This is a genomic window from Leptolyngbya sp. CALU 1928 (assembly GCF_056784215.1).
Genome location: NZ_JBXBCE010000018.1, coordinates 166,763 through 186,759 on the forward strand (window position 1 = coordinate 166,763; position 19,997 = coordinate 186,759).

Sequence of the window (19,997 nt, forward strand, 5' to 3'; positions counted from 1 at the left end):
TATAACTCAAGGACTCAGGGTTATTTCCCAGCCTTAATTTAGTCAATAAGCATTTCATACGCTGAACAATTCTCGTCTTGCTGTGGTGAGGATTTGGCTCAATCTCAAAAACAGTCGTACACCCCTAGTGGACTCAAGCATGGAAACTCTAGAGTTTATTATTTATCCAGATGGTCGTGTGCAAGAAACAGTAACCGGAATCGTGGGTATGTCTTGCGCTGAGGTGACTGCTGCGATCGAAGCTCAGCTAGGTCAGGTTTTAAGCCAAGAGGTGACTTCTGAATATTTCGCTCAAAAAGTGGAACAGTCGGCTGTCATCAATACTCATTCCACCATCGCCGACTGGTAGTTTTGCAAGAACTACCAGTTTTCGATTTTTCTCCAGTTGTATAGTCTATTAAAAAATCGCCATGTCACACTTTAGTCAAATTAAAACCCAAATTCGGAATCTTCCTGCTTTAGAAAAGGCTTTAACTGATCTCAAAATTGATTGGCAACCAGGACCGCAAGCGGTGTCTGGCTATCGCGGACAAACTCATACAGCGGATGTGGCGATCGCCCAAGCAAACGGCTACGACATCGGTTTTAGCTGGAATGGCAGTGAATATGAGTTGGTTGCCGATTTGCAGTTTTGGAACCAACCCATTCCAGTTGAACTGTTCCTCAGCAAAATCACTCAGCGTTATGCAGTTCAAACCGTTTTGACTGAAACCGCCCAGCAAGGTTTTCAGGTTTCTGAGCAAGAACAAAAGGTCGATGGCTCCATTCGCTTGGTTCTACAGCGCTGGAGTGCCTAATTTTTAGGGGACAACTTTTGAAAGCGAAGCATTGTGGATGAATCGTTTGTTTGGCGATCGCCATGACATAATGCTTCGCTTTTGTCTGTTTATCTTGAACCCACTCTTTAAGTCACATTGATAGTGAGTGTGCCCATATGGATGATTTCATCGGTAGTGTAGACGCATATAGCGAGTTAAATCGTTCGGGGCTAGAACCGGAACTGGGCGGCTCTTTAAGAAATGAATCGGAACTGACTGGGTTTGAGCCAGAACTGGGCGGAGTCTTGCGGCAAAAAGGGGTTTATGTCGATGAAATTACCTGCATTGGGTGTAAGCACTGCGCTCATGTGGCTCGAAATACGTTTTACATAGAGCCAGATTACGGGCGATCGCGGGTGATTAGTCAAGACGGCGACTCAGAAGAAATGATCCAAGAAGCGATCGATACTTGCCCTGTAGACTGCATTCACTGGCTAGACTATACCGAGTTGAAGCAGCGTGAAGAAGAACGAGCCTATCAAGTTATTCCTGTAGTAGGTTTTCCGATTGACCATGGATTAATCCGCCGCCAGACAAAGGATAAGAAGAAAAAGACCTCGCAGCAGAGAAATCCTTAGCAGAATTTTTATTGAAAATTAAGGCGGGTTGGCTAAGAAATAACCTCTAGATAGGTTATTTCTCCCAGTTTTTGGGGATCACGCAGCGTCATACTGGAAAATTGGGCAGGGTGTTGGTTTCTACTTGTTTGGCGATCGCAGCCCGATACACACTTGTAAAGTGATTAGGTGCAACATCGCCGGTGTAGTGCAGAAAAGACCAATTTTGTCCGACATGATGAAACGCAGTATTTCTGGTTTTGGAAGGCGGCACCTCTGGCACCGAGTCTGCCAAGTTGAAGATTCGATACATATTAGGCACTTCTCTACTTAAATATTCAGCAAAGCCGAGATTGCCCACCCTAGGAGATGCGTAGGTATAAAGCCGCAGTTGGGGCTTCAGTTTAGAAAGGGATAAATCTGAGGTGGCGAAGGTGGCAAGGGCACCGCCTAAACTATGCCCCGTCAGGTAGCAAGGTGCAGAAGGATTCAACAGTTTGGTTGCTGCTTGCACTTGGGCTTGCACGTTGCTATAAAACGACAGAAACCCTCTGTGAACTTTGCCGGCTGGCGTTTTACCTCGGACATAATCCGTTTGTCTAACTTGTAGATTAGAAATCCAGTCATCCGAAGTTTGGGAACCGCGAAACACGATGATGCTGCCCTGTTTGGAGGTTAAGGCAAAGCCCAGAAACACCATTCTAGGATTTGCGACTCGCTGCAATGCTCTTGGTAGGCGATCGCGAATTTCTTGAGGCAATCGGCGTTCGATTTCGTCAAGGGGCAGTTGCCTCAAAATTTCGGGAATTACGGTGCCTTGAAGTGATATGCCTAGCAGATCGTCTTGGGCTTTGAAACTGGCAATCTGGGTATAGCCATCCAGCAGAGGAGTATAGCTTTTGAGGGATTTGATCGAGCCGTTATAGGTAGGATCGACTATGCCAGCCGCAAATTGCTCGTAAGCAATATCGCAGCACTGAATCAAAAGTTTAGATTGAGCGCGATCGTAGGGAATAGGCGGCTGAACTAAGCCATTCTCAACAGTAGGAGGAGTATTAGGATCGCCATCATAATCAAATAGAGCAGAGGGTCTTGGCGGTTCTGTGACGGTCTTTGCAGGGGCACGAAGGGGTTCAGCCGCTTGGATAGCCTGCTGCTGAGCCGCGATCGCGCTTGCCGTACCCGCTGCCAAACCAGTGAACAACACCTTCCGCCGAGTGAGCTTAGTCATGCTTGCACAGGAAAAATTTACCTCCCAAATCATCCTTCCTTCAACCACGTTGTGCAAGAGCAAAGGCAAGAATGATTTCAAGAACCAGGTTTTGGGTTTCAGGTTTCGGGCTTTAGATGATGGGAAAACCCTAACCCCTGTTCATTATTCCTTAACCCCTACTGATCCCTAATTGGGCACAAAAAGCGATCGCAGCCGTCTTTGATCTGGCGCAGGGCAGTCAATCAACCGACCTGAAAACTTTAGTTGAGAGCGTTAGAATCGAACTGCCCAGCAAGTTTCAGATAATCTCTAACTATCCAGAGTGCATCAGTGTGTCTAGAAGTAATTGACAGAGAAACTTATACTATTCAGCTAGAGGCGGTAGGCTATCTAAAAAGGTGAGAGGAGTTTATTGTGCAAGTTGTAAAAGAATACGTTCAACGATGGTATGAGAGCGGTCTTGACCCGGATGAATATATTTGCCATCGCAAAAATGGAAACCTTGTTGAAATTGAGGATGCGACGGGCAAACGCCAAGTTGTTTTAACTTTTTGCACCAATGATGTGTTGGGCTTGACGCAAGACGAGTCAGTTAAGCAGGCGGCGATCGACTCCATTTTGCAATATGGAACGTCTAATAGTTCCTGCTCAGTTCTCAGCGGTCGGATTGATTTGCATCGTCAATTAGAAGAGGAAGTATCGGCGTTTAAGCATTTACCCCACACCCAGCTATTTTTGAATGCATGGATGGCAATGCAGGCATTGATGGACGCTTTTTGCCATTTGGCGATTCCGGTTCCAGGCTTTCAGCACACTCGCGAAACGCTGATTTTGACCGATGTTTTGAACCACGGCTGTATCGTGTCAGCGATCGCAAATGCCGGAACCCGATCTGGCAAGCTGTTTGGGCATAGTCCACGGGTGCGGGTGCGTGCCTATCGTCATTGCGACGTGCAGGATTTAGCCCGTAAACTTCAGCGATATGCTCGTCCAGATGATCGCATCATGGTTGTTTCCGACGCGGTGTTTTCCATGGATGGCGACATTGCGCCGTTACCCAGCATGATTGACGTGCTGTCTAATTATCCGGGTAGCGTCTTGGTGATGGACGAAGCTCATGCGAGTGGGGCGTTGGGTGCCACGGGACGCGGTATTTATGAGTATTTTAATTTGAAGCCTCAAGATGCAATCAATCGCGGGGTCATTCCGCTGATTATGACGACGTTCTCAAAGTTTGGCGCATCAGTCGGGGCAGCAATTAGCACCCATATTGCTGAGCTTAAGCCGTTGCTCAGTGTATCGCCGACCTCCATTGGCACTTGCTCTCTGGCTCCCCCGTTGACTGCCGCCGCTTTGCAATGCATTCGGATTGTGCGTGATCAGCCAGAACGGGTGACTCGATTGCAGGAAAATACGCAATATTTGCGATCGCGCCTTAAAGCACACGATTTTCTGGCGATCGGCGAAACCAATGTCGTACCTGTGATGCTGCCCCCTGAAATCAACCCTAAAATCTACGCCAGAGAGCTATTAGACTATGGCGTTTGGGTTTCACCGATTTGGTTTATCGCCAAGCCCCGCGTCCGAATTACCGTGAATGCGCTGCATACTCGCGAGGAAATGGATCGCTTAGTGACCAGCATGGCAAAAGCCCGCGATTTACTCTACGAGCCAACTATCAGCGCTTAAAAGAGATGATCCCCTGCTGCCACCTTCTTCTCATCTGAGGAGAGGGGTTTTTTTACGGTTTTTTATTTCTGCTTAGCCAGATGCCGCGCAAGCCTGCGTTTCGTGCTGCCTGGTAGTCTTCTATGTAGCTATCGCCAATGTGCCAAGCGTCTTGCGGTAAGCAAGTATGTTTATGCAGCGCCACTTCAAAAATCTGGCGATTGGGCTTAGCGGTGCCAGCTTCAGTTGAAATGGTAATGGATTCAAAATAATCCAGCAATTCCAACCCTTGCAGCACCGAGTAAATGCGCGAGTCGAAATTGGAGAGAATGCCTAGAGGAATACCCAACTGCCGCCAGTGTTTGAGGGCGATCGGCGCATCGGGATAGACTTCCCAAGGGGCGATCGCGGCGAAGTAGGCAAACAGTTCAGCAAAAAATGCCTCAAAGTCAGCAAATTGGTGCAAGGCATCGACTTGCTGAAAGGTTTGCACCGCAATGTTAAACCACCAGGCGTATTCTTTGGCTTTGAGTTCAGAGGACTCGCACCCTGGAAACCCCGGAGAACCAGCCGCCTGAAAGCTTTTGAAAAATGCCTGATTTAGCGCGACCGCAGGAAGATTTACGCCAAAGCCACTTGCCACTTTGGCGTATTGTTCTCCCACGCTGCCCCGCACCCCAAACAGCGTGCCCACTGCATCTAAAAAGATGACGGAAGGGCGATCGCTCATGTTACTTGCGCCCCGTTTCTGCCCAAACGCGAGTCGGCAACCCCCACACATAGACAAACCCTTTCGCCGCCTCATGGTCAAAGACATCTTCTTTGCCATAGGTTGCCAAATCGGGCGTATACAGCGAGTGAACTGACTTGCGCCCGACCACGCTATGGGTGCCCTTAAACAGTTTTACCCGCACCGTTCCCGTGACTCGCTCTTGGGTTGATAGGATGAACGCATCCAATGCATCTTTTAAAGGACTGTACCAAAGCCCGTTATAAACCAGTTGGGTGTAGGTTTGTTCAATCCCGCGCTTGTATTGGGCAACATCCGCCGTCAGCGTCAAGCTTTCCAAGTCGCGGTGGGCATCAATCAGCAACAACATCGCCGGGGTTTCGTAAATCTCACGGGATTTAATTCCCACCAAGCGGTTTTCGATCATGTCAAGCCGACCCACGCCGTGCTTTCCAGCCATTTCATTCAGTTGGGTGATCAAGGCGATCGGGTCGGGTGTTGCACCATTAATACTCACGGGAATGCCCTTTTCAAAGCCGATTTCCACATATTCTGGCTCGTTGGGCGTGTTGGTGATCGCCGTCGTCATGGTATAAACATCTTCCGGTGCCTCAATCCACGGATCTTCCAGGATGCCAGCCTCTACCGCTCGTCCGAGCAAGTTTTCATCAATGCTGTAGGGCGACGATTTTTTCACCGGGGATGCAATCCCAAACCGTTCTCCATAGGCGATTGTTTCTTCCCGGCTCATGCCCCATTCCCGCGCTGGAGTGAGTACTTTTAGGTTAGGGTTTAGGGCTGCGATCGACACATCAAACCGCACCTGATCATTCCCCTTGCCCGTGCATCCATGAGCGACCGCATCCGCACCATATTTTTCTGCCGCATCCACTAATAGCTTCGCAATCAGAGGGCGGGCAAGCGCCGTAGACAACGGATAGCGACTTTCGTAAAGCGCATTTGCCTGAATTGCCGGAAACGCATAATCTTTAACAAAGCTCTCGGTCGCATTAATCACCAAAGACTCTAAAGCACCAGACTTGAGCGCTTTTTCACGGACTGGCTCCATGTCCGATCCCTGCCCCAAATCTGCCGCCAGCGTAATCACCTCTTGTACGCCCCACTCCTGCTTTAGATAAGGAATGCACACCGAAGTATCGACTCCGCCGGAGTATGCCAGCACAACTTTATTAGCGCGACCCATGTTCTCTCTTGGCTTACCGAAACAACTGAATCATTATCCAGCGAATGGGTACTTTTTCTTGTCAGAGAAGGTACAAAATTGCAAAAAGCAGCGGGACAGGTTTCGGGTTACAGGTTTCGGGTGAGAGATGCAGAGGGTCGAGGGTCGATTAACACAAGCTCAATAGCGCTTTCCCTTTTATGCTCTCGATAGTGTTTTTCCTTTATGCTTCATAGCTCTCCATACGTACCTCACCATTCGTAACCCGCCATTCGTAACTCGCCTGTAATTCCTTCCTGCTCCCTGAAACCTGAAACCTGAAACCTGAAACCTAATTAGGATTTGCGGATAATCGGGATGGGCGATAGTTTAGGATGGGCGGTTGAGGGAACGGAGAAGGCATTATGCCGATGAGTCTGCAATTTGGGCGAGAAATCTGTGGACAGTTAGATTTGGCAGAGTCGCGAGAGTGGCTGGTGACTAATGGCATTGGCGGCTATGCGGCAGGCACAGTGTCAGGCATCCTAACCCGCTGCTATCACGGGTTGCTGGTGGCGGCACTGAATCCGCCCCTGGGACGAACGCTGATGCTGACGAAACTAGACGAAACGGTGGAATATGGCGGCACGGCTCACAATGAGCCTCACTTCTATCCATTACATACCAATCGATGGATAGACGGATCGGTTGAACCTGAAGGATTTCGGCAGATTGAACGCTTTGCATTGGAAAGCTCGATTCCGACTTGGCGATATGCCTGTGGGGATGCGCTGATTGAAAAACGAATTTGGATGCAGATAGGCGCGAATACGACTTATGTGCAATACCAGATATTACGGGCATCACAACCCTTAAAATTAGTATTGAAGGCGCTAGTAAACTACCGAGACTATCACAGTCGAACTCAGGGATCGGGATGGCAGATGACGGTGGTGCCATTGGATCGGGGGATCTGTGTGGCGGCGTTTCCAGAGGCGACTCAACTGACGCTGCTGAGCGATCGCGCCGAGGTGACTCCTGCCCATGAGTGGTACTACGGCTTTGATTTAGCCCTAGAGCGAGAAAGGGGATTGAGCGATCGCGAAGATCATCTGCATGTGGCGACTTTGCACGCAACTTTGACGCCTGGAGAGTCCCTAACGATCGCCGCTAGCACTGAACGTAAGCCCGATTTGAATGGAGAAAATGCTCTCAAAAATCGGCGCACTCATGACAATAAGCTGCTGGGCTTATGGCGTTCTAACCCTACCGTTGAAGCCAAGGAAGAATTTACCAGCCGATTGGTGCTAGCAGCCGATCAATTTATTGTTAACCGTGCCTCTCCCGCAGATCCCCACGGCAAAACCGTAATTGCCGGCTATCCCTGGTTTAGCGATTGGGGGCGAGACACCATGATCAGCTTGCCAGGACTGACCCTCGCCACCGGACAACCCGAAATCGCTCGATCGATTCTCCGTACCTATGCTCGCTACGCCGACCAGGGCATGATTCCCAACCGTTTTCCTGATGCTGGAGAACTGCCAGAATACAACACGGTAGATGCGACCCTGTGGTACTTTGAAGCCCTGCGCGCCTACTATGCCGACACCGAAGATGACGACCTAGTTCAGGAACTCTTTCCGGTCTTGGCAGATATCATCGATTGGCACTGTCGCGGCACTCGCTTTAATATTCACCTCGATCCGGCGGATGGCTTGCTGTATGCCGGAGAAGCTGGGGTGCAACTCACTTGGATGGATGCAAAGGTGGGCGATTGGGTGGTCACGCCCCGAATTGGCAAACCTGTGGAGGTGAATGCTCTTTGGTATAACGCACTGCGAACGATCGCAAATTTGGCGCGGCGGGTGGGCAAACCTCATCAAGAATATGAAGCGATCGCCGATCGCGCCCTTGCCCGATTTAGTCGCTTCTGGAATCCTGATTTAGGCTACTGCTACGATCTGCTCGATAGTCCAGAGGGCGATGATGCCTCCCTGCGCCCAAACCAGATTTTTGCCGTTTCTCTGCCCGAAAGTCCGTTGACAGCGGCTCAGCAAAAAGGCGTGGTGGATACCTGCGCCCAAACCTTACTCACTTCCCACGGGCTGCGATCGCTGGCTCCCAGTCACCCCAGCTATCAAGGCACCTACCTGGGTTCTCCACTTCAGCGGGATGGAGCCTATCACCAAGGCATTGTATGGGAATGGTTGTTGGGACCGTTTGCGATCGCCCATTTGCGGGTTTACAACAACCCTGCTAAAGCGCGTGAGTTTTTAGACCCGATGATCAATCACCTGATTGATTACGGCGTGGGCAGTCTCGGCGAAATTTGTGATGGCGATGCTCCTATGCAACCCCGTGGCTGCATCTCCCAAGCCTGGACAGTTGCCGAAATTCTCCGAGCCTGGATCGCTACGGAGCCTGGTTCTAGCTAGATTTTTTGGGGCGATGGGCAAGCGATCGCTTGGACTTAAGGTTGGCAAACTACCATCACGGTTTCCTTGGCAGGGTTTGATTAGGAACAATACGGGAGTTTCTCAAAAATCTTTTAGAATGAACCTAACTATCAAGACGCGGCTATGCTGTCATCTGACCTGCAATCCACATTGCCAAGCAGCGATGAATTAATCGATTCGGATGACTTTCCTGTGGATAATGAGGATCAAAATTTTGTCCCCAATGTGCTGCTGTTTTTACTGGAATACCTCTGGAAACATCGAGCTGATTGGTTTTTTGCAGTGGATATGGGCGTGTATCACACCACAGGAGCGCATCCTAGAGTTCCGGTGGTGCCTGACGGCTTTTTGAGTCTGGGAGTCGAGCGTCGCAAGGGCGGTAGGTCGCGCAAGAGCTATGTGCTGTGGGAAGAAAACGGCATTCCACCGATTTTGACCCTGGAAGTCGTCTCCCAAACTCCAGGCGGTGAGTATGACGACAAGCTGGCAATTTATGCCCAGTTGGGGGTGTTGTACTACATCGTTTACAATCCGCAGTTTTGGCGGCGCGATGGGCATTTACCGTTTGAAGGTTATAAGTTGATAGACGCTTCCTATGTGCTGCAAGTGGGCGAACCGTTGTGGATGCCGGAGATTGGGTTAGGGCTTGGGCGTTGTCAGTTGCCGGATGATCCGCTCCAGCGAGAAATTTTGAGTTGGTATGATGGCAAAGGCGATCGCTACCTAAATGAAGGCGAGATAGAACGGCAGCGAACAGAAATAGAACGGCAACGGGCAGACCAACTAGCAGAGCGACTGCGGCAGTTAGGCGAAGAAGTTTGAAAAATAATAGCAGTGTAGTCTTTCTCTAGTGCCAAAGTTTGACGCGAATATTCTTGCAGTCAAACCACAAAACTCATACTACGATCGCTATCATGCTTTTTTGACTTGTTACTATGACCGAGCGTTTTATTGAAGTTGGCAAAATTGTTGCACCACAGGGGCTAAAAGGTGAAATGCGGGTGTATCCCAACACCGATTTTCCCGAACGCTTTTTGGAACCGGGTACGCGCTGGCTACTTCGACCCGGAAGCAAAGAGCCTCAGCCAATCAAACTGCTGCGGGGACGTTATTTAGATGGGAAGGGTTTATATGTGGTTCAGCTAGAAGGAATTATCACTATCACTGATGCTGAAGGGCTACGCGATTCTAAAATAATGGTGCCCACAGGCGATCGCCCTGCTTTAGAAGACGGTGAATTTCATATTCCAGATTTAATTGGGCTAGAGGTGTTTGATCAAGTTACACAAACTTTGATCGGAATTGTGATCAGCTTAATTCCTGCTGGAAATCACTTATTAGAAGTACAACGTCCTGACCCCAAAGCAAGTACGGTACTGATTCCATTTGTCATGGCGATCGTGCCCCTTGTTGATTTGCATCGCCGCCGTCTCGAAATTACGCCACCAATTGGGTTAATTGATGACTTGCCCATCGATTTGATTGAAAGCAACGTAGAGGAAGCTACCGAAAACTTATAGGTTCACTGTGGAAAATTTTACTTGTGTTGCTAAGATATGTTAAAAGGTACTTTACCTCTCCCCTCCTCAGCATTGCTTAGCTAAAGCTTTAGAATCTTTGTCTTTAGCTCTTTTTTAGACAATTGGCGGCATAATCCAGAGGTATTTCCAACGCGATCGCTTCTGATTCCATATCCTCGCAGTTTTTCTGCATAGCTAGCTAATCTCTCAAACTGGATTAGTTAATATAGCTATTCATCGTAGTTGAGCCTTCTATTAACACTTGCTCGATCCCATGAACCTTACGGCTCCAGCATCTTTCTTTGAGTTTACTGTCCCCGAATGGCTGCAAGAGTGCTTAAACACCCGCCAAGTCGCTGCCAATTGTAGTGAGGCGCAAACGACCCGCACCGATGCTGAGCTAGTTTGTAGCGCTTTTGAGTTTGCCTATCGCCTCCATAAGGGACAGTATCGCGCTTCAGGAGAACCGTATATTATGCATCCGGTCGCTGTGGCAGGGCTGCTGCGCGATTTGGGGGGTGGGAGCGCCATGATTGCAGCGGGATTCCTGCATGATGTGGTGGAAGACACGGAGATTACCTCTGATGAGTTAGAAGCACAATTTGGCAAGGAAGTTCGTCATTTAGTCGAAGGGGTGACCAAACTTTCTAAGTTTAACTTTTCCAGTAAAACTGAGCGGCAAGCAGAAAATTTTCGCCGCATGTTCCTCGCAATGGCGCAAGACATTCGAGTGATTGTGGTCAAGCTGGCAGACCGCTTACACAACATGCGAACGTTGGAGCATTTATCAGACGCAAAGCGATGTCAAATTGCGTTAGAAACGCGAGAAATTTTTGCACCTTTGGCAAATCGCTTGGGGATCGGGCGGCTGAAGTGGGAACTGGAAGATCTATCGTTCAAATATTTAGAGCCAGAAGCGTATCGAAGCATTCAAGACTTAGTGGCTGAAAAACGAATCGATCGCGAAACCCAGCTTAATGAATTAGCCAATAATCTGCGCGATCGCTTGCAACATATTGGCATTCGGGTGTTTGAACTCAGCGGACGACCCAAACATCTGTATGGCATTTATCAAAAAATGCAGCGGCAACAAAAGGGCTATGACGAAATTTATGATGTTGCAGCAGTTCGGATTATTGTAGAAGCCAATGAAGACTGCTATCGGGCGTTGGCGATCGTCCATGATGTGTTTCGTCCCATTCCTGGACGGTTTAAAGACTATATTGGCTTACCCAAACCCAATCGCTACCAATCCTTGCATACGGTTGTGGTTGGCACAACGGGTAGACCCTTAGAAGTGCAAATTCGCACCTTAGAAATGCACCACATTGCCGAATATGGGATTGCTGCCCACTGGAAATATAAAGAGGCAGGCAATTCCAACGGCAATATGACCGGAACAGACGAAAAATTCACCTGGCTACGGCAGCTATTAGATTGGCAAAGTGATCTAAAAGATGCTCAGGAATATTTAGAAAGCATCAAAGATGATCTGTTTGACGGGGAAGTGTATGTGTTCACGCCCCAAGGGGATGTGGTGTCTTTAGGGCGGGGATCAACGGCGGTAGATTTTGCCTATCGGATTCATACCGAAGTCGGCAATCACTGTGCTGGTACGCGGATTAATGGTCGGATGATGACCTTAGATACTCCGTTAAAAAATGGCGATATTGTTGAAGTTCTGACGAATAAAAGTTCCCATCCTAGCTTAGACTGGCTCAATTTTGTAGTGACCGCGAGTGCCCGCAATCGAATTCGCCAGTGGTATAAGCGATCGCACCGCGACGAAAACTTAGCGCGTGGACGCGAAATGCTAGAGCGCGAGTTAGGTAAAAACGGGTTTGACGCATTACTTAAATCAGCGCCCATGTTGGCAACGGTAGAACGATGTAATTACCACAGCGTCGATGATTTGCTATCCGCCGTGGGTTATGGAGAAATCACCCTCAACCACGTAGTCAATCGCCTCCGAGAAACCGTTAAAGCCCAACAGCCGATCGCCTCTGCACCTCAACAATTATTGCTGCCAGCAACCCCCTCCAAAGCGCTGCTGCCTTCGCCTTGCAAATCCCCGATTATTGGCGTAGAAGGGTTGTTATACCACTTAGCTGGCTGCTGTACTCCGGTTCCAGGTGAGCGCATCATTGGCGTGGTGACTCGCAGTAACCGAGGAATTTCTATCCATCGCCAAGGGTGTTCAAACCTTGAGCCAGTTCCGGGCGATCGCCTAGTTCCAGTGAGTTGGAATCCTATCCAAGAGGGAGAGCGTCCCCCAGCTTATCCGATTGATATACAAATTACAGTGATTGATCGAGTGGGGGTACTTAAAGATATTTTGTCTCGGCTAACCGATAACAATATTAATGTTCGCAATGCCCAAGTCAGAACCTTTCCTGACCAAACAGCAGTGATTGATTTGGGGATCGATGTTCGGAATCATGATCAGCTTGAGCGTACTTTTGCTCAAGTCAAAAAGCTGAGCGATGTTCTAAACCTACACCGCCTCAGCCAGAGTGAAGACTAAGCCCTTTTATTAAAGAATCGTGATCCCCCCCAAGGTTTGTGTGTAGTGTATGCAAAGTTATGCTTGAAAAGTCTATGTAACAGCCGCAGCAGTAATGACATCGACTAGAATCAGATCTTCAAGCTTTGTTTCTCAAAAGTTCTATACATGAAAGATAACCCGTAGTGGTCGCTTGTTAAAGTGACTCACAATACATCCATAAAACCTTTCAGTTAAGTATTATTCACTAATAAAGTTAGTTGAAAAGTATTGTTTAGCTAAAGCTAATATATTTGACTGTTAGTCCCTAAATTGGTCAACTGTCACTTGGTAATCCTGCGGCTTCCATTTACGATTGAAACCATAATTTCAGTTAAATTCTTAAAAGAAACTAAGCTTGTTCTATTCCATGCCTGAATTTGGGACTTCTACCGTGAATACTTGGACAACCCGCCACACAAGACAAGCTGAACAGGATGAACAGCACTTGTACAATCACTTTTTGCGCCTCGTGCAGTCAGAAACCCCCAGTGATTTAGTGCAGCGCTTTCAGCTATTGTTTATTGACGGAACGGGGTATCCTGATGCAGAAGTCAGTGCAGCACTCGAAAAGATGACGGCGAGTAAATCGGCTGATCAAGAATTTCGATTCATATTAAACCGATGCTGCCATATTTTAATTAATCGCTGGCAAGCTCGTCCTCAGTATCAAACCTATGTTCCGACCCTAATAGAAATCTTTGAGCCGGTAGCAACTCGCTCGACACAAGAGTATGGACGATCGCGCTCTGCTCGTCGGTTACGGGAACTCGTTAAAGATTTTGCAGAGAGCGATCAATATCTAGCGTTGCAGCGTTTAGCTCAGGTTACTAGCCAAAAGACCGAAGCCAATCCTTTAGGCGTTCCGTTAGGTAAACTGATTCATCGGTATCCTTACTTGTACGATCATTGCTTGGTTGCAGAGGGCAGCACCCTTGAGCAACAGCAAACCATCCGCCATTTAAAGGCTAGGGCAGAGCGTCAATACGAAATTGACCTGTCCCAGTTTGTGACTTACCAAGTGCGGCGATCGCAGATTATTCGTAGCAATTTACCCGATGTTGCCAATCGGATTTTACAGCCTGTCAAAAACCCGACGCTGCTGAGCGATGAAGAGCTTTGTGTGGCAGTGAAGCACTTTGCCGGAAGATCCCAGGGAACTGATACCTATCGAGATTTAGCGCAACGCTTTTTAACTCACAGTTCTCAGACTCCTTCTTTTAATTCGTTTAAGGATGATCTGTACCAATACATGACGGCATCCGTCGATCCAGAGTATGGAAATCGCCAGTTTAACAACCAACTCTATGCTCAACTAAAAGCATCCCTGCCAGAAAGCAACTCTCATCGCGTCAATGACTTTTTCATCGTCAGGACTTGTAGCCAGTTACTCAATTTCTTGGTTGTGGAGAGTGCTCAAAAACCGAGCCATTTTGTGTTTGTCGATTTGCTATCCAATATTGGACCCGCTATGGCAACCGGCTTGTTGCTTAAAATTGTCCTGATTTGTCGTAAGGTCAAACCGAACCTAGAAAAACGCTTTTCTATTTTGTTTAACCATTACGAATCTAGCAAACGTGAAAATGTGCAATGGCTGGTTCAAGCAATGGAACATCTCAACTTGGCGCTCAGCACCAACTTCAGCACATTAGACTTATCGTTTATTAATCAGTGGTGATTCTAAGCAACTTGTTATAAAACTCACAGCCATTGCTTTGTGTGGCAAAAAAGAAAACGGTAGCTTATAATACAGATATAAATAAAAGCGTCCGATTTTCGGTTTTATATAGCGTCGGTGGATCACTCTAATCAGTCTTGAGATTTTTACTGTTTCAGTCGCACCATACTCCGAAATAGGAACGCTCCTTACCTCACTTCATTGCCTAGGAGTCGATTCTATGAAACTTTTTAACCGCGATCGCATCGCACCCGTTCAAACCAACCGCACCATTGAACCTGAAACTCATGCTGAACCAGCCGGACATGTCCATCCGAACTATCGTCATTGGGCATGGTTTCGTCCCACTGATTCGCAGGGCGACAAGCACTAATCTCGGTGCCTCAAGCTAGTTGATTGCTAAAAGTCGTGGTGAATTACCATGACTTTATTTTTCAATTTAGCGATCGCGCCCCATTTTTGAACTAGCTTTTGTCCCCCGCAAAAATTGCCCTTTTTGAAGACGCGGCAGCTTTTTCGCACGAAATTATGTCCGCTTGGGGCCATGGATCTTGGCTCATCTTGCCCAATAGATCACCTTTTTCTCAATAAAAATAAAGAAGCCATAGAGCACTACACCCAATACGCCCAGAATTAAAAGGGCGGCAAAGGCAAGCGGCACATTAAAGTCAGAGGTTGCTTGAACAATCAAATAACCTAATCCAGCATTGGAAGCAACGGATTCAGAAATCACGGCTCCAATAAAGGCAAAAGAAGCCGCAATCTTTAATGAGGCAAAGATGTAAGGCAATGTATGGGGCCAGCCCACTTTTTGAAAGGTTTCAACTTTAGAGGCTCCCAATGATGCCAGGACATCTTTCATCTCTGGTTCAACGGTGTCCAGACCAAGAGCAACGTTAACGGCGATCGGGAAGAATGCCAGTAAAAACGCAGTAACAACGGCTGGAATTGCATTCGCACCAAACCAAATTGCTAACAGGGGCACGATCGCGGCTTTAGGAATCGTGTTAAACGCGACCAGTAGAGGATATAGCGTCAGATATGCCACTTTGGAGTAGCCGATCATAAATCCCAAAACAACCCCAACTATAATTGCCAGAAAAAAGCCTGCAAGGGTTGTCCATAAAGTCCGCAGGGAGTTTGCTGCAAGTTGAGGAGCAAACTCTATCATTGACCGAAGAATATTAGATGGCGCAGGCAAGTTAAACGCTGGAATCTTGAAGATCAGAACGACTAACTCCCAAACAACAAACAACAGCACTGTTGCAATGAAGGGCAGCACAAATCCTGCTGATTTTGATTTAAGAAATTTTTCCATGGTTGAAGTCGGTGAATGGGGCTATCGAATCTGCCAAGGTTTGAGCCGAGTAATCTAGTTGTGATGAATGTGGCTACGGATGCTGGAAAAATAGTGGTTGAATTCGTCTGACAGTGCCATTTCTAAGGTGCGGGGGCGTGGCAAGTCGATTTTCACCTCGTAGATGATGGTGCTGGGGCGAGGACTCATGACAAACACGCGATCAGACAAAAACACTGCTTCTCTCAGATCGTGGGTAATCAAAATCGCAACGCATTTGACCCGCATCCATAGGGCTTGCAGCATCGACCACATTTCTTCCCGCGTGAAGGCATCTAACGCGCCAAAGGGTTCATCTAGCAGCAATATTTCAGGCTGGTGAATCAGCGATCGACAGAGGGAAGCCCGTTGCCGCATTCCACCCGATAGCTGCCAAGGATATTGCTTTTGAAAGTCTTGCAGCCGTACCGTTGACAATAAATCTTGCGCCATGCGGATGAATTGATCTTTCTTTTGCCCAAACTCATGCTTATAAGGCGGCACGATTTCCAAAGGCAGCATGACATTGTTCAAGGTATTGCGCCAAGGCAGCATCACCGGATTTTGGAAGGCAATCCCTACATTGGTTAATGGCTTAGAAATCTTTTGTCCGCGATAGCGAATTACCCCCAAAGGAGCCGGACTTAACCCCGACACCATGCGAAGAATTGAGGTTTTACCGCAACCGCTGGGACCCACAAATGAGACAAACTCACCGGGTTGAATGTTGAGGTGAACGTCCTCAATAATCCGACGCATGGAGCCTTCAAACGGATATTCCAGCCCAACATGGTCAAATTCCAACAGGGGAGAACCATCGGCTAACGCTGAACGGGTCGAAGAAGAATCAGTAATAGGCTGTGTCATAAGACAGTGAAAAGTGAATGGGTAGAAAGATATTGGAGTAGAAGGGACGATTGAGGTAGAAATCGGCGATCGCGCTTAGGTCAGAGGTTTACGATCGCCCTTCGCTGGAACTGCACGTTGATCTTTCGCGGGCAAAAACTCGTCAGTATAAATATCTGCGGCGGTTGGCTTGCCTTTCAACTTGAACCCGACAATAGTTTGTTCAATGGATTTCTCTAAGCGTTTGGGATCGACGGAACCCAAGCCCAACTTTTCGGCTTCTGGCGTAATAAACAGCCGCTCTAAAGCAATCTGCATCCTAGTTTTCTCAGCCTCACGGTTCATCAGCTTGCTTTTATCTTCCGCTAACACTGCATCTAATCCTGCTGTCGGATCTTTCAAAACATCCTGTAAGCCTTTAATGTATGCTGCTGTAAAGGCTTTCACTACATCAGGATTTTGCTTTGCAAAGGATTCTTTAACCAAAATGGCATTGCCGTAAAAATCAAGCCCATTTTCGTTGTAGTAAAAAACGTTGAGGTCCTCCATTTTCTTGCCGCCTTTGAGCAAAGCAGGCAGAGCAGAGGTTGAAAATCCACTAATGGCATCCACTTGACCCTGCATCAAGAAGGTTTCCCGCAGTTTTGGTTCCATGGTTGTCCATTCCACCGAAGCAGGATCAATCCCAACTTCTTTTGCAAAGAGCGGAAACAACTTACGAGGTCCATCACCCGCCGGGGCACCTAGCTTTTTACCCGTCAGATCTTTTGGAGAACTAATCCCTTTTTCTTTGAGCGAAATGATGGAAAAAGGCGCGGCGTTTTGAGTGATGGCAGCCGCGATGATTTTGTCTCCAGGGTTTTTTTCGTTAAAGTCGAGGGCATTGTACATGTCGCTAAAACCGAAATCAAACTTGCCGGTGCCCAATTTGCTGATCGTATCTGAGTTGCCAAAGCCACGCTCAAAAGTGACATTCAAACCCTGTTCAGCAAAATAGCCTTTATTAATTGCCACAATTAGGGGTGCATCGATGCTCTGCATCAAAAAGGCAAGTTGGACTCGAACGTCTTTCAGTTTTTTTGCATCGGTGCCCATTGCTGGACTGGCTGTGGGTGATGCGCCGCTGCTAGTAGTTGTGGCTGATGGAGAAGCACAGCCTGAAAACAGCGCAACCGATGCCATGATCAGCAATAGCTTAGAAAAATGTTTTGAATTCATTGGTTTCACAGTCTTTCTCCGAACTTATGATCTAGAAATTTTCAGCTTAGTGAATGCGCTATGACTTAGGAATTGCGATCGCCAACAAGCAGATAAGTTCATACAACGCCGCAAGCTTTGCCAATCACGCTATACAGGCTTTGCATCCTGTATACATTTTTCTAAGTATTTGCACTATTGAAGTTTAGTAGCCCAATCGGTTCTGTACACTTGGATACAAAGAGAAATTAGAAAAGAACAGTCACTCTTTAGATAGGTTTCTTTTTGAAAAAATTGCTGATAAATTCTCAAACCAGCATGATTGTTTGGAATTAATTGCCATTTAGATTACGTTCTTGAAGTGATTCGCTTAATTTATCGATTGAATCGACTAATGGGTGAGTCATCTAGTGCATGCCCCAGATATACTGTATGCAGGCAAAAAATAACCTAATTTTGATTACTTGGGAGTTTTTCCATAGTGGCTTTGTCTTCGCGCCCTCTTCAGCGCAATCAATCTTTGCATGAACAGACTTACCAAGCTCTGCGGACTGCTATCTTATCGGGAGATTTAGCGGCAGGGTCGCGGCTCGTGGAAACGCAGCTTGCAGACCTGTTAGAAGTGAGCAGAACTCCGGTTCGTGAGTCGATTCGGCAGTTGCAACGAGAAAATTTGATTGTTACGGATGCATCTGGAGCGGTTCGAGTGGCAATGCTCTCGGTGGCGGATGCCATGCAGCTTTACGACTGTCGAATTGCATTAGAACAACTATCTGTATCAGAAGCCTGTCGCAATGTTACGAATGAGCAGCTTGAACGGCTTGAACAAGCAATAGTGCAGGCAGAAAAAGCCTTTGGGCAAGTGCCTAATCAGTTGACCAATTTTCAATTGCTGCATATGGATTACCAATTCCATCGCTTGCTGGCTGAAGGTTCTGCAAATGCTTGGCTGGTGCAAATTTTAGATCAGGTATTCGACAAAATGGCGTTGCTGCGCTTGCGTACCATGCAGCGCAATCCGGGAGTATTAGAAATTCGGGGCGAACATCGTCGGGTCTATGAAGCGGTGCGCGATCGCAATCCCATTGCTGCCACCCAAGCGATTCAATACCATTTGATTTCGAGCAAAGAACGAGTGGTTCAAGAGATCAAAACACTAGAACCGCGATCGCTGGACTCAGCCGATTCTAGTTAACAGCGATTCGCTATCCTTAAAGTCTCAAAGCGCTTCAAGTTTTTTATTTTTAAGTCAGGAGAATCCAGATGACAATAAACACCGCTGCGACCAAGCGCATTTTTATCTGTGGCTCTGCTCTACGTGGGCAGCCCGATCACCAAAATCTGCAATCTGCCCAATTTATTAAAGAGGCAGCAACTCAACCCCGCTATCGGCTTCATGCTGCTGGCGAGGGTTGGCATCCGGCTATCTACGAAGTGGAAGCAGACGGCATTTCCATTCCAGGTGAAGTCTATGAAATCACGCTGGATGAGTTTAATCAACTCGCGGCATCCGAGCCACCCAACATGTATCCCAGCGATATTGTCTTGCAAGATGGCGAAATCTTGACAGCCTTTCTCTATCCTCAAGAACTTGTCAAGCAATACAACTGGCTCGACATTTCTCACCTCGGCGGCTGGGCAGCCTACAAAGCACAATCCCAAACCGTAAGTGCGTAAGAATTCTGAGTTTTGAGTTTTAAGTTCTCAGTTTTTGAGTTCTGAGTGTAAAACAGTAGGAACATTTCCCCCTGCCCCCTGCTCCTATGCCCTACTCGATCGCCGACCTAAACCAAATGAGCCAGTCAGATTTTGTGACCGCACTAGGAGCCGTGTTTGAAGAGACTCCCGCGATCGCTGAGAGAGCCTGGAATCAGCGCCCATTTGTTGATCGATCTGATCTACATCAGACAATGATCGCGGTTGTGAATGGACTAAGCCATGCTGAACAGCGATCGCTGATTCAAGCGCATCCAGATTTGGGTAGCAAGGCAAAAATGGCGGATGCTTCAGTGGAAGAGCAAGCAGAAATTGGACTCGATCGCCTGACTGCCAGTGAATACGATCGGTTTCATCAGCTTAATCAGGCGTATAAAAATCAATTTGGCTTTCCGTTTATCATTGCGGTGAAAAATCACACCAAAGCCAGCATTCTGCAAGCCTTTGAGCAACGCTTAAAAAATGATGCTGGTATAGAACAACAGCAGGCACTAGCAGAAATTATTGAAATCGCTCGTTTTCGCTTGCATAGTTTGATTCCCTAACTAAGCGTCCTAA

At 47.6% G+C, this 19,997-nt stretch carries 19 protein-coding genes; 13 read left to right on the forward strand and 6 right to left on the reverse strand.

Annotation, left to right across the window (positions count from 1 at the left end):
- Nucleotides 1–139: 139 nt before the first annotated feature.
- The 3 genes from AC1S5B_RS23555 to AC1S5B_RS23565 all read left to right on the forward strand — a co-directional run bounded on the left by AC1S5B_RS23555 (nucleotide 140) and on the right by AC1S5B_RS23565 (nucleotide 1,396).
- Nucleotides 140–349: a DUF2997 domain-containing protein gene (locus AC1S5B_RS23555; protein WP_482038099.1), complete on the forward strand. Its 210-nt coding sequence runs from the start codon at nucleotides 140–142 to the stop codon at nucleotides 347–349.
- A gap of 61 nt (nucleotides 350–410) precedes the next feature.
- Nucleotides 411–797: a DUF1257 domain-containing protein gene (locus tag AC1S5B_RS23560; RefSeq protein WP_482038100.1), complete on the forward strand. Its 387-nt coding sequence runs from the start codon at nucleotides 411–413 to the stop codon at nucleotides 795–797.
- A 137-nt stretch (nucleotides 798–934) separates the two neighbouring features.
- On the forward strand, nucleotides 935–1,396 hold the full coding sequence (locus tag AC1S5B_RS23565; protein WP_482038101.1) for a ferredoxin: 462 nt from the start codon (nucleotides 935–937) through the stop codon (nucleotides 1,394–1,396).
- Between the two features lie 88 nt (nucleotides 1,397–1,484).
- Here the strand turns inward: AC1S5B_RS23565 and AC1S5B_RS23570 are convergent, their stop codons facing one another.
- Nucleotides 1,485–2,606 carry a lipase family protein gene (locus AC1S5B_RS23570; protein ID WP_482038102.1) on the reverse strand — a complete coding sequence of 374 codons (1,122 nt, stop codon included), beginning with the start codon at nucleotides 2,604–2,606 and terminating at the stop codon, nucleotides 1,485–1,487.
- 396 nt (nucleotides 2,607–3,002) lie between these two features.
- On the opposite strand from AC1S5B_RS23570, the gene AC1S5B_RS23575 reads away from it, so the two are divergent.
- Nucleotides 3,003–4,277 (forward strand): aminotransferase class I/II-fold pyridoxal phosphate-dependent enzyme, encoded by a 1,275-nt coding sequence (locus AC1S5B_RS23575; RefSeq protein ID WP_482038103.1) that lies wholly within the window; start codon nucleotides 3,003–3,005, stop codon nucleotides 4,275–4,277.
- A 52-nt stretch (nucleotides 4,278–4,329) separates the two neighbouring features.
- Here the strand turns inward: AC1S5B_RS23575 and AC1S5B_RS23580 are convergent, their stop codons facing one another.
- Nucleotides 4,330–4,986 (reverse strand): HAD-IA family hydrolase, encoded by a 657-nt coding sequence (locus AC1S5B_RS23580; protein WP_482038104.1) that lies wholly within the window; start codon nucleotides 4,984–4,986, stop codon nucleotides 4,330–4,332.
- Between the two features lies 1 nt (nucleotide 4,987).
- Nucleotides 4,988–6,190, reverse strand: a complete 1,203-nt coding sequence (locus tag AC1S5B_RS23585) for an argininosuccinate synthase (protein WP_482038105.1) — start codon at nucleotides 6,188–6,190, stop codon at nucleotides 4,988–4,990.
- A 383-nt stretch (nucleotides 6,191–6,573) separates the two neighbouring features.
- Between AC1S5B_RS23585 and AC1S5B_RS23590 the strand changes: the two genes are divergently transcribed.
- From AC1S5B_RS23590 to AC1S5B_RS23615, 6 genes are all read left to right on the forward strand, one after another.
- Entirely contained in the window at nucleotides 6,574–8,583 is a 2,010-nt protein-coding gene (locus tag AC1S5B_RS23590) for an amylo-alpha-1,6-glucosidase (protein ID WP_482038106.1), read from the forward strand.
- A 144-nt stretch (nucleotides 8,584–8,727) separates the two neighbouring features.
- Complete coding sequence (locus tag AC1S5B_RS23595) at nucleotides 8,728–9,426, forward strand: Uma2 family endonuclease (RefSeq protein WP_482038107.1); 699 nt, start codon at nucleotides 8,728–8,730, stop codon at nucleotides 9,424–9,426.
- A gap of 113 nt (nucleotides 9,427–9,539) precedes the next feature.
- Complete coding sequence (rimM, locus tag AC1S5B_RS23600; protein WP_482038108.1) at nucleotides 9,540–10,124, forward strand: ribosome maturation factor RimM; 585 nt, start codon at nucleotides 9,540–9,542, stop codon at nucleotides 10,122–10,124.
- A 274-nt stretch (nucleotides 10,125–10,398) separates the two neighbouring features.
- Nucleotides 10,399–12,648 carry a RelA/SpoT family protein gene (locus tag AC1S5B_RS23605; protein ID WP_482038109.1) on the forward strand — a complete coding sequence of 750 codons (2,250 nt, stop codon included), beginning with the start codon at nucleotides 10,399–10,401 and terminating at the stop codon, nucleotides 12,646–12,648.
- Between the two features lie 388 nt (nucleotides 12,649–13,036).
- A complete protein-coding gene (locus AC1S5B_RS23610; protein WP_482038110.1) occupies nucleotides 13,037–14,344 on the forward strand; it encodes a hypothetical protein in 1,308 nt (435 codons plus the stop codon).
- A gap of 220 nt (nucleotides 14,345–14,564) precedes the next feature.
- Nucleotides 14,565–14,717, forward strand: coding sequence for a hypothetical protein (locus tag AC1S5B_RS23615; protein WP_482038111.1), 153 nt, complete (start codon nucleotides 14,565–14,567; stop codon nucleotides 14,715–14,717).
- Between the two features lie 183 nt (nucleotides 14,718–14,900).
- Here the strand turns inward: AC1S5B_RS23615 and AC1S5B_RS23620 are convergent, their stop codons facing one another.
- The 3 genes from AC1S5B_RS23620 to AC1S5B_RS23630 form a co-directional block, all read right to left on the reverse strand.
- Entirely contained in the window at nucleotides 14,901–15,662 is a 762-nt protein-coding gene (locus tag AC1S5B_RS23620) for an ABC transporter permease (RefSeq protein WP_482038112.1), read from the reverse strand.
- 54 nt (nucleotides 15,663–15,716) lie between these two features.
- Nucleotides 15,717–16,547: an ABC transporter ATP-binding protein gene (locus AC1S5B_RS23625; protein WP_482038113.1), complete on the reverse strand. Its 831-nt coding sequence runs from the start codon at nucleotides 16,545–16,547 to the stop codon at nucleotides 15,717–15,719.
- A 75-nt stretch (nucleotides 16,548–16,622) separates the two neighbouring features.
- Nucleotides 16,623–17,744 (reverse strand): ABC transporter substrate-binding protein, encoded by a 1,122-nt coding sequence (locus AC1S5B_RS23630; RefSeq protein ID WP_482038114.1) that lies wholly within the window; start codon nucleotides 17,742–17,744, stop codon nucleotides 16,623–16,625.
- 460 nt (nucleotides 17,745–18,204) lie between these two features.
- On the opposite strand from AC1S5B_RS23630, the gene AC1S5B_RS23635 reads away from it, so the two are divergent.
- From AC1S5B_RS23635 to uraD, 3 genes are all read left to right on the forward strand, one after another.
- Nucleotides 18,205–18,918 (forward strand): GntR family transcriptional regulator, encoded by a 714-nt coding sequence (locus tag AC1S5B_RS23635; protein WP_482038115.1) that lies wholly within the window; start codon nucleotides 18,205–18,207, stop codon nucleotides 18,916–18,918.
- A gap of 68 nt (nucleotides 18,919–18,986) precedes the next feature.
- Complete coding sequence (locus tag AC1S5B_RS23640; protein WP_482038116.1) at nucleotides 18,987–19,400, forward strand: allophanate hydrolase-related protein; 414 nt, start codon at nucleotides 18,987–18,989, stop codon at nucleotides 19,398–19,400.
- An 86-nt stretch (nucleotides 19,401–19,486) separates the two neighbouring features.
- The gene (gene uraD, locus AC1S5B_RS23645) at nucleotides 19,487–19,984 is read left to right on the forward strand and encodes a 2-oxo-4-hydroxy-4-carboxy-5-ureidoimidazoline decarboxylase (protein WP_482038117.1); all 498 of its coding nucleotides are present in this window, start codon (nucleotides 19,487–19,489) and stop codon (nucleotides 19,982–19,984) included.
- The last annotated feature ends 13 nt before the right edge of the window (nucleotides 19,985–19,997 follow it).

What these genes read in the sequence shown, in the direction of transcription:
- AC1S5B_RS23630 (WP_482038114.1), bottom strand. Translation starts at nt 17,744, where the DNA reads ATGAATTCAAAACATTTTTCTAAGCTATTGCTGATCATGGCATCGGTT.
- AC1S5B_RS23590 (WP_482038106.1), top strand. Translation starts at nt 6,574, where the DNA reads ATGCCGATGAGTCTGCAATTTGGGCGAGAAATCTGTGGACAGTTAGAT.
- AC1S5B_RS23580 (WP_482038104.1), bottom strand. Translation starts at nt 4,986, where the DNA reads ATGAGCGATCGCCCTTCCGTCATCTTTTTAGATGCAGTGGGCACGCTG.
- AC1S5B_RS23615 (WP_482038111.1), top strand. Translation starts at nt 14,565, where the DNA reads ATGAAACTTTTTAACCGCGATCGCATCGCACCCGTTCAAACCAACCGC.
- AC1S5B_RS23560 (WP_482038100.1), top strand. Translation starts at nt 411, where the DNA reads ATGTCACACTTTAGTCAAATTAAAACCCAAATTCGGAATCTTCCTGCT.
- uraD (WP_482038117.1), top strand. Translation starts at nt 19,487, where the DNA reads ATGCCCTACTCGATCGCCGACCTAAACCAAATGAGCCAGTCAGATTTT.
- AC1S5B_RS23610 (WP_482038110.1), top strand. Translation starts at nt 13,037, where the DNA reads ATGCCTGAATTTGGGACTTCTACCGTGAATACTTGGACAACCCGCCAC.
- AC1S5B_RS23585 (WP_482038105.1), bottom strand. Translation starts at nt 6,190, where the DNA reads ATGGGTCGCGCTAATAAAGTTGTGCTGGCATACTCCGGCGGAGTCGAT.
- AC1S5B_RS23640 (WP_482038116.1), top strand. Translation starts at nt 18,987, where the DNA reads ATGACAATAAACACCGCTGCGACCAAGCGCATTTTTATCTGTGGCTCT.
- AC1S5B_RS23620 (WP_482038112.1), bottom strand. Translation starts at nt 15,662, where the DNA reads ATGGAAAAATTTCTTAAATCAAAATCAGCAGGATTTGTGCTGCCCTTC.
- AC1S5B_RS23625 (WP_482038113.1), bottom strand. Translation starts at nt 16,547, where the DNA reads ATGACACAGCCTATTACTGATTCTTCTTCGACCCGTTCAGCGTTAGCC.
- AC1S5B_RS23565 (WP_482038101.1), top strand. Translation starts at nt 935, where the DNA reads ATGGATGATTTCATCGGTAGTGTAGACGCATATAGCGAGTTAAATCGT.
- AC1S5B_RS23605 (WP_482038109.1), top strand. Translation starts at nt 10,399, where the DNA reads ATGAACCTTACGGCTCCAGCATCTTTCTTTGAGTTTACTGTCCCCGAA.
- AC1S5B_RS23570 (WP_482038102.1), bottom strand. Translation starts at nt 2,606, where the DNA reads ATGACTAAGCTCACTCGGCGGAAGGTGTTGTTCACTGGTTTGGCAGCG.
- rimM (WP_482038108.1), top strand. Translation starts at nt 9,540, where the DNA reads ATGACCGAGCGTTTTATTGAAGTTGGCAAAATTGTTGCACCACAGGGG.
- AC1S5B_RS23595 (WP_482038107.1), top strand. Translation starts at nt 8,728, where the DNA reads ATGCTGTCATCTGACCTGCAATCCACATTGCCAAGCAGCGATGAATTA.
- AC1S5B_RS23555 (WP_482038099.1), top strand. Translation starts at nt 140, where the DNA reads ATGGAAACTCTAGAGTTTATTATTTATCCAGATGGTCGTGTGCAAGAA.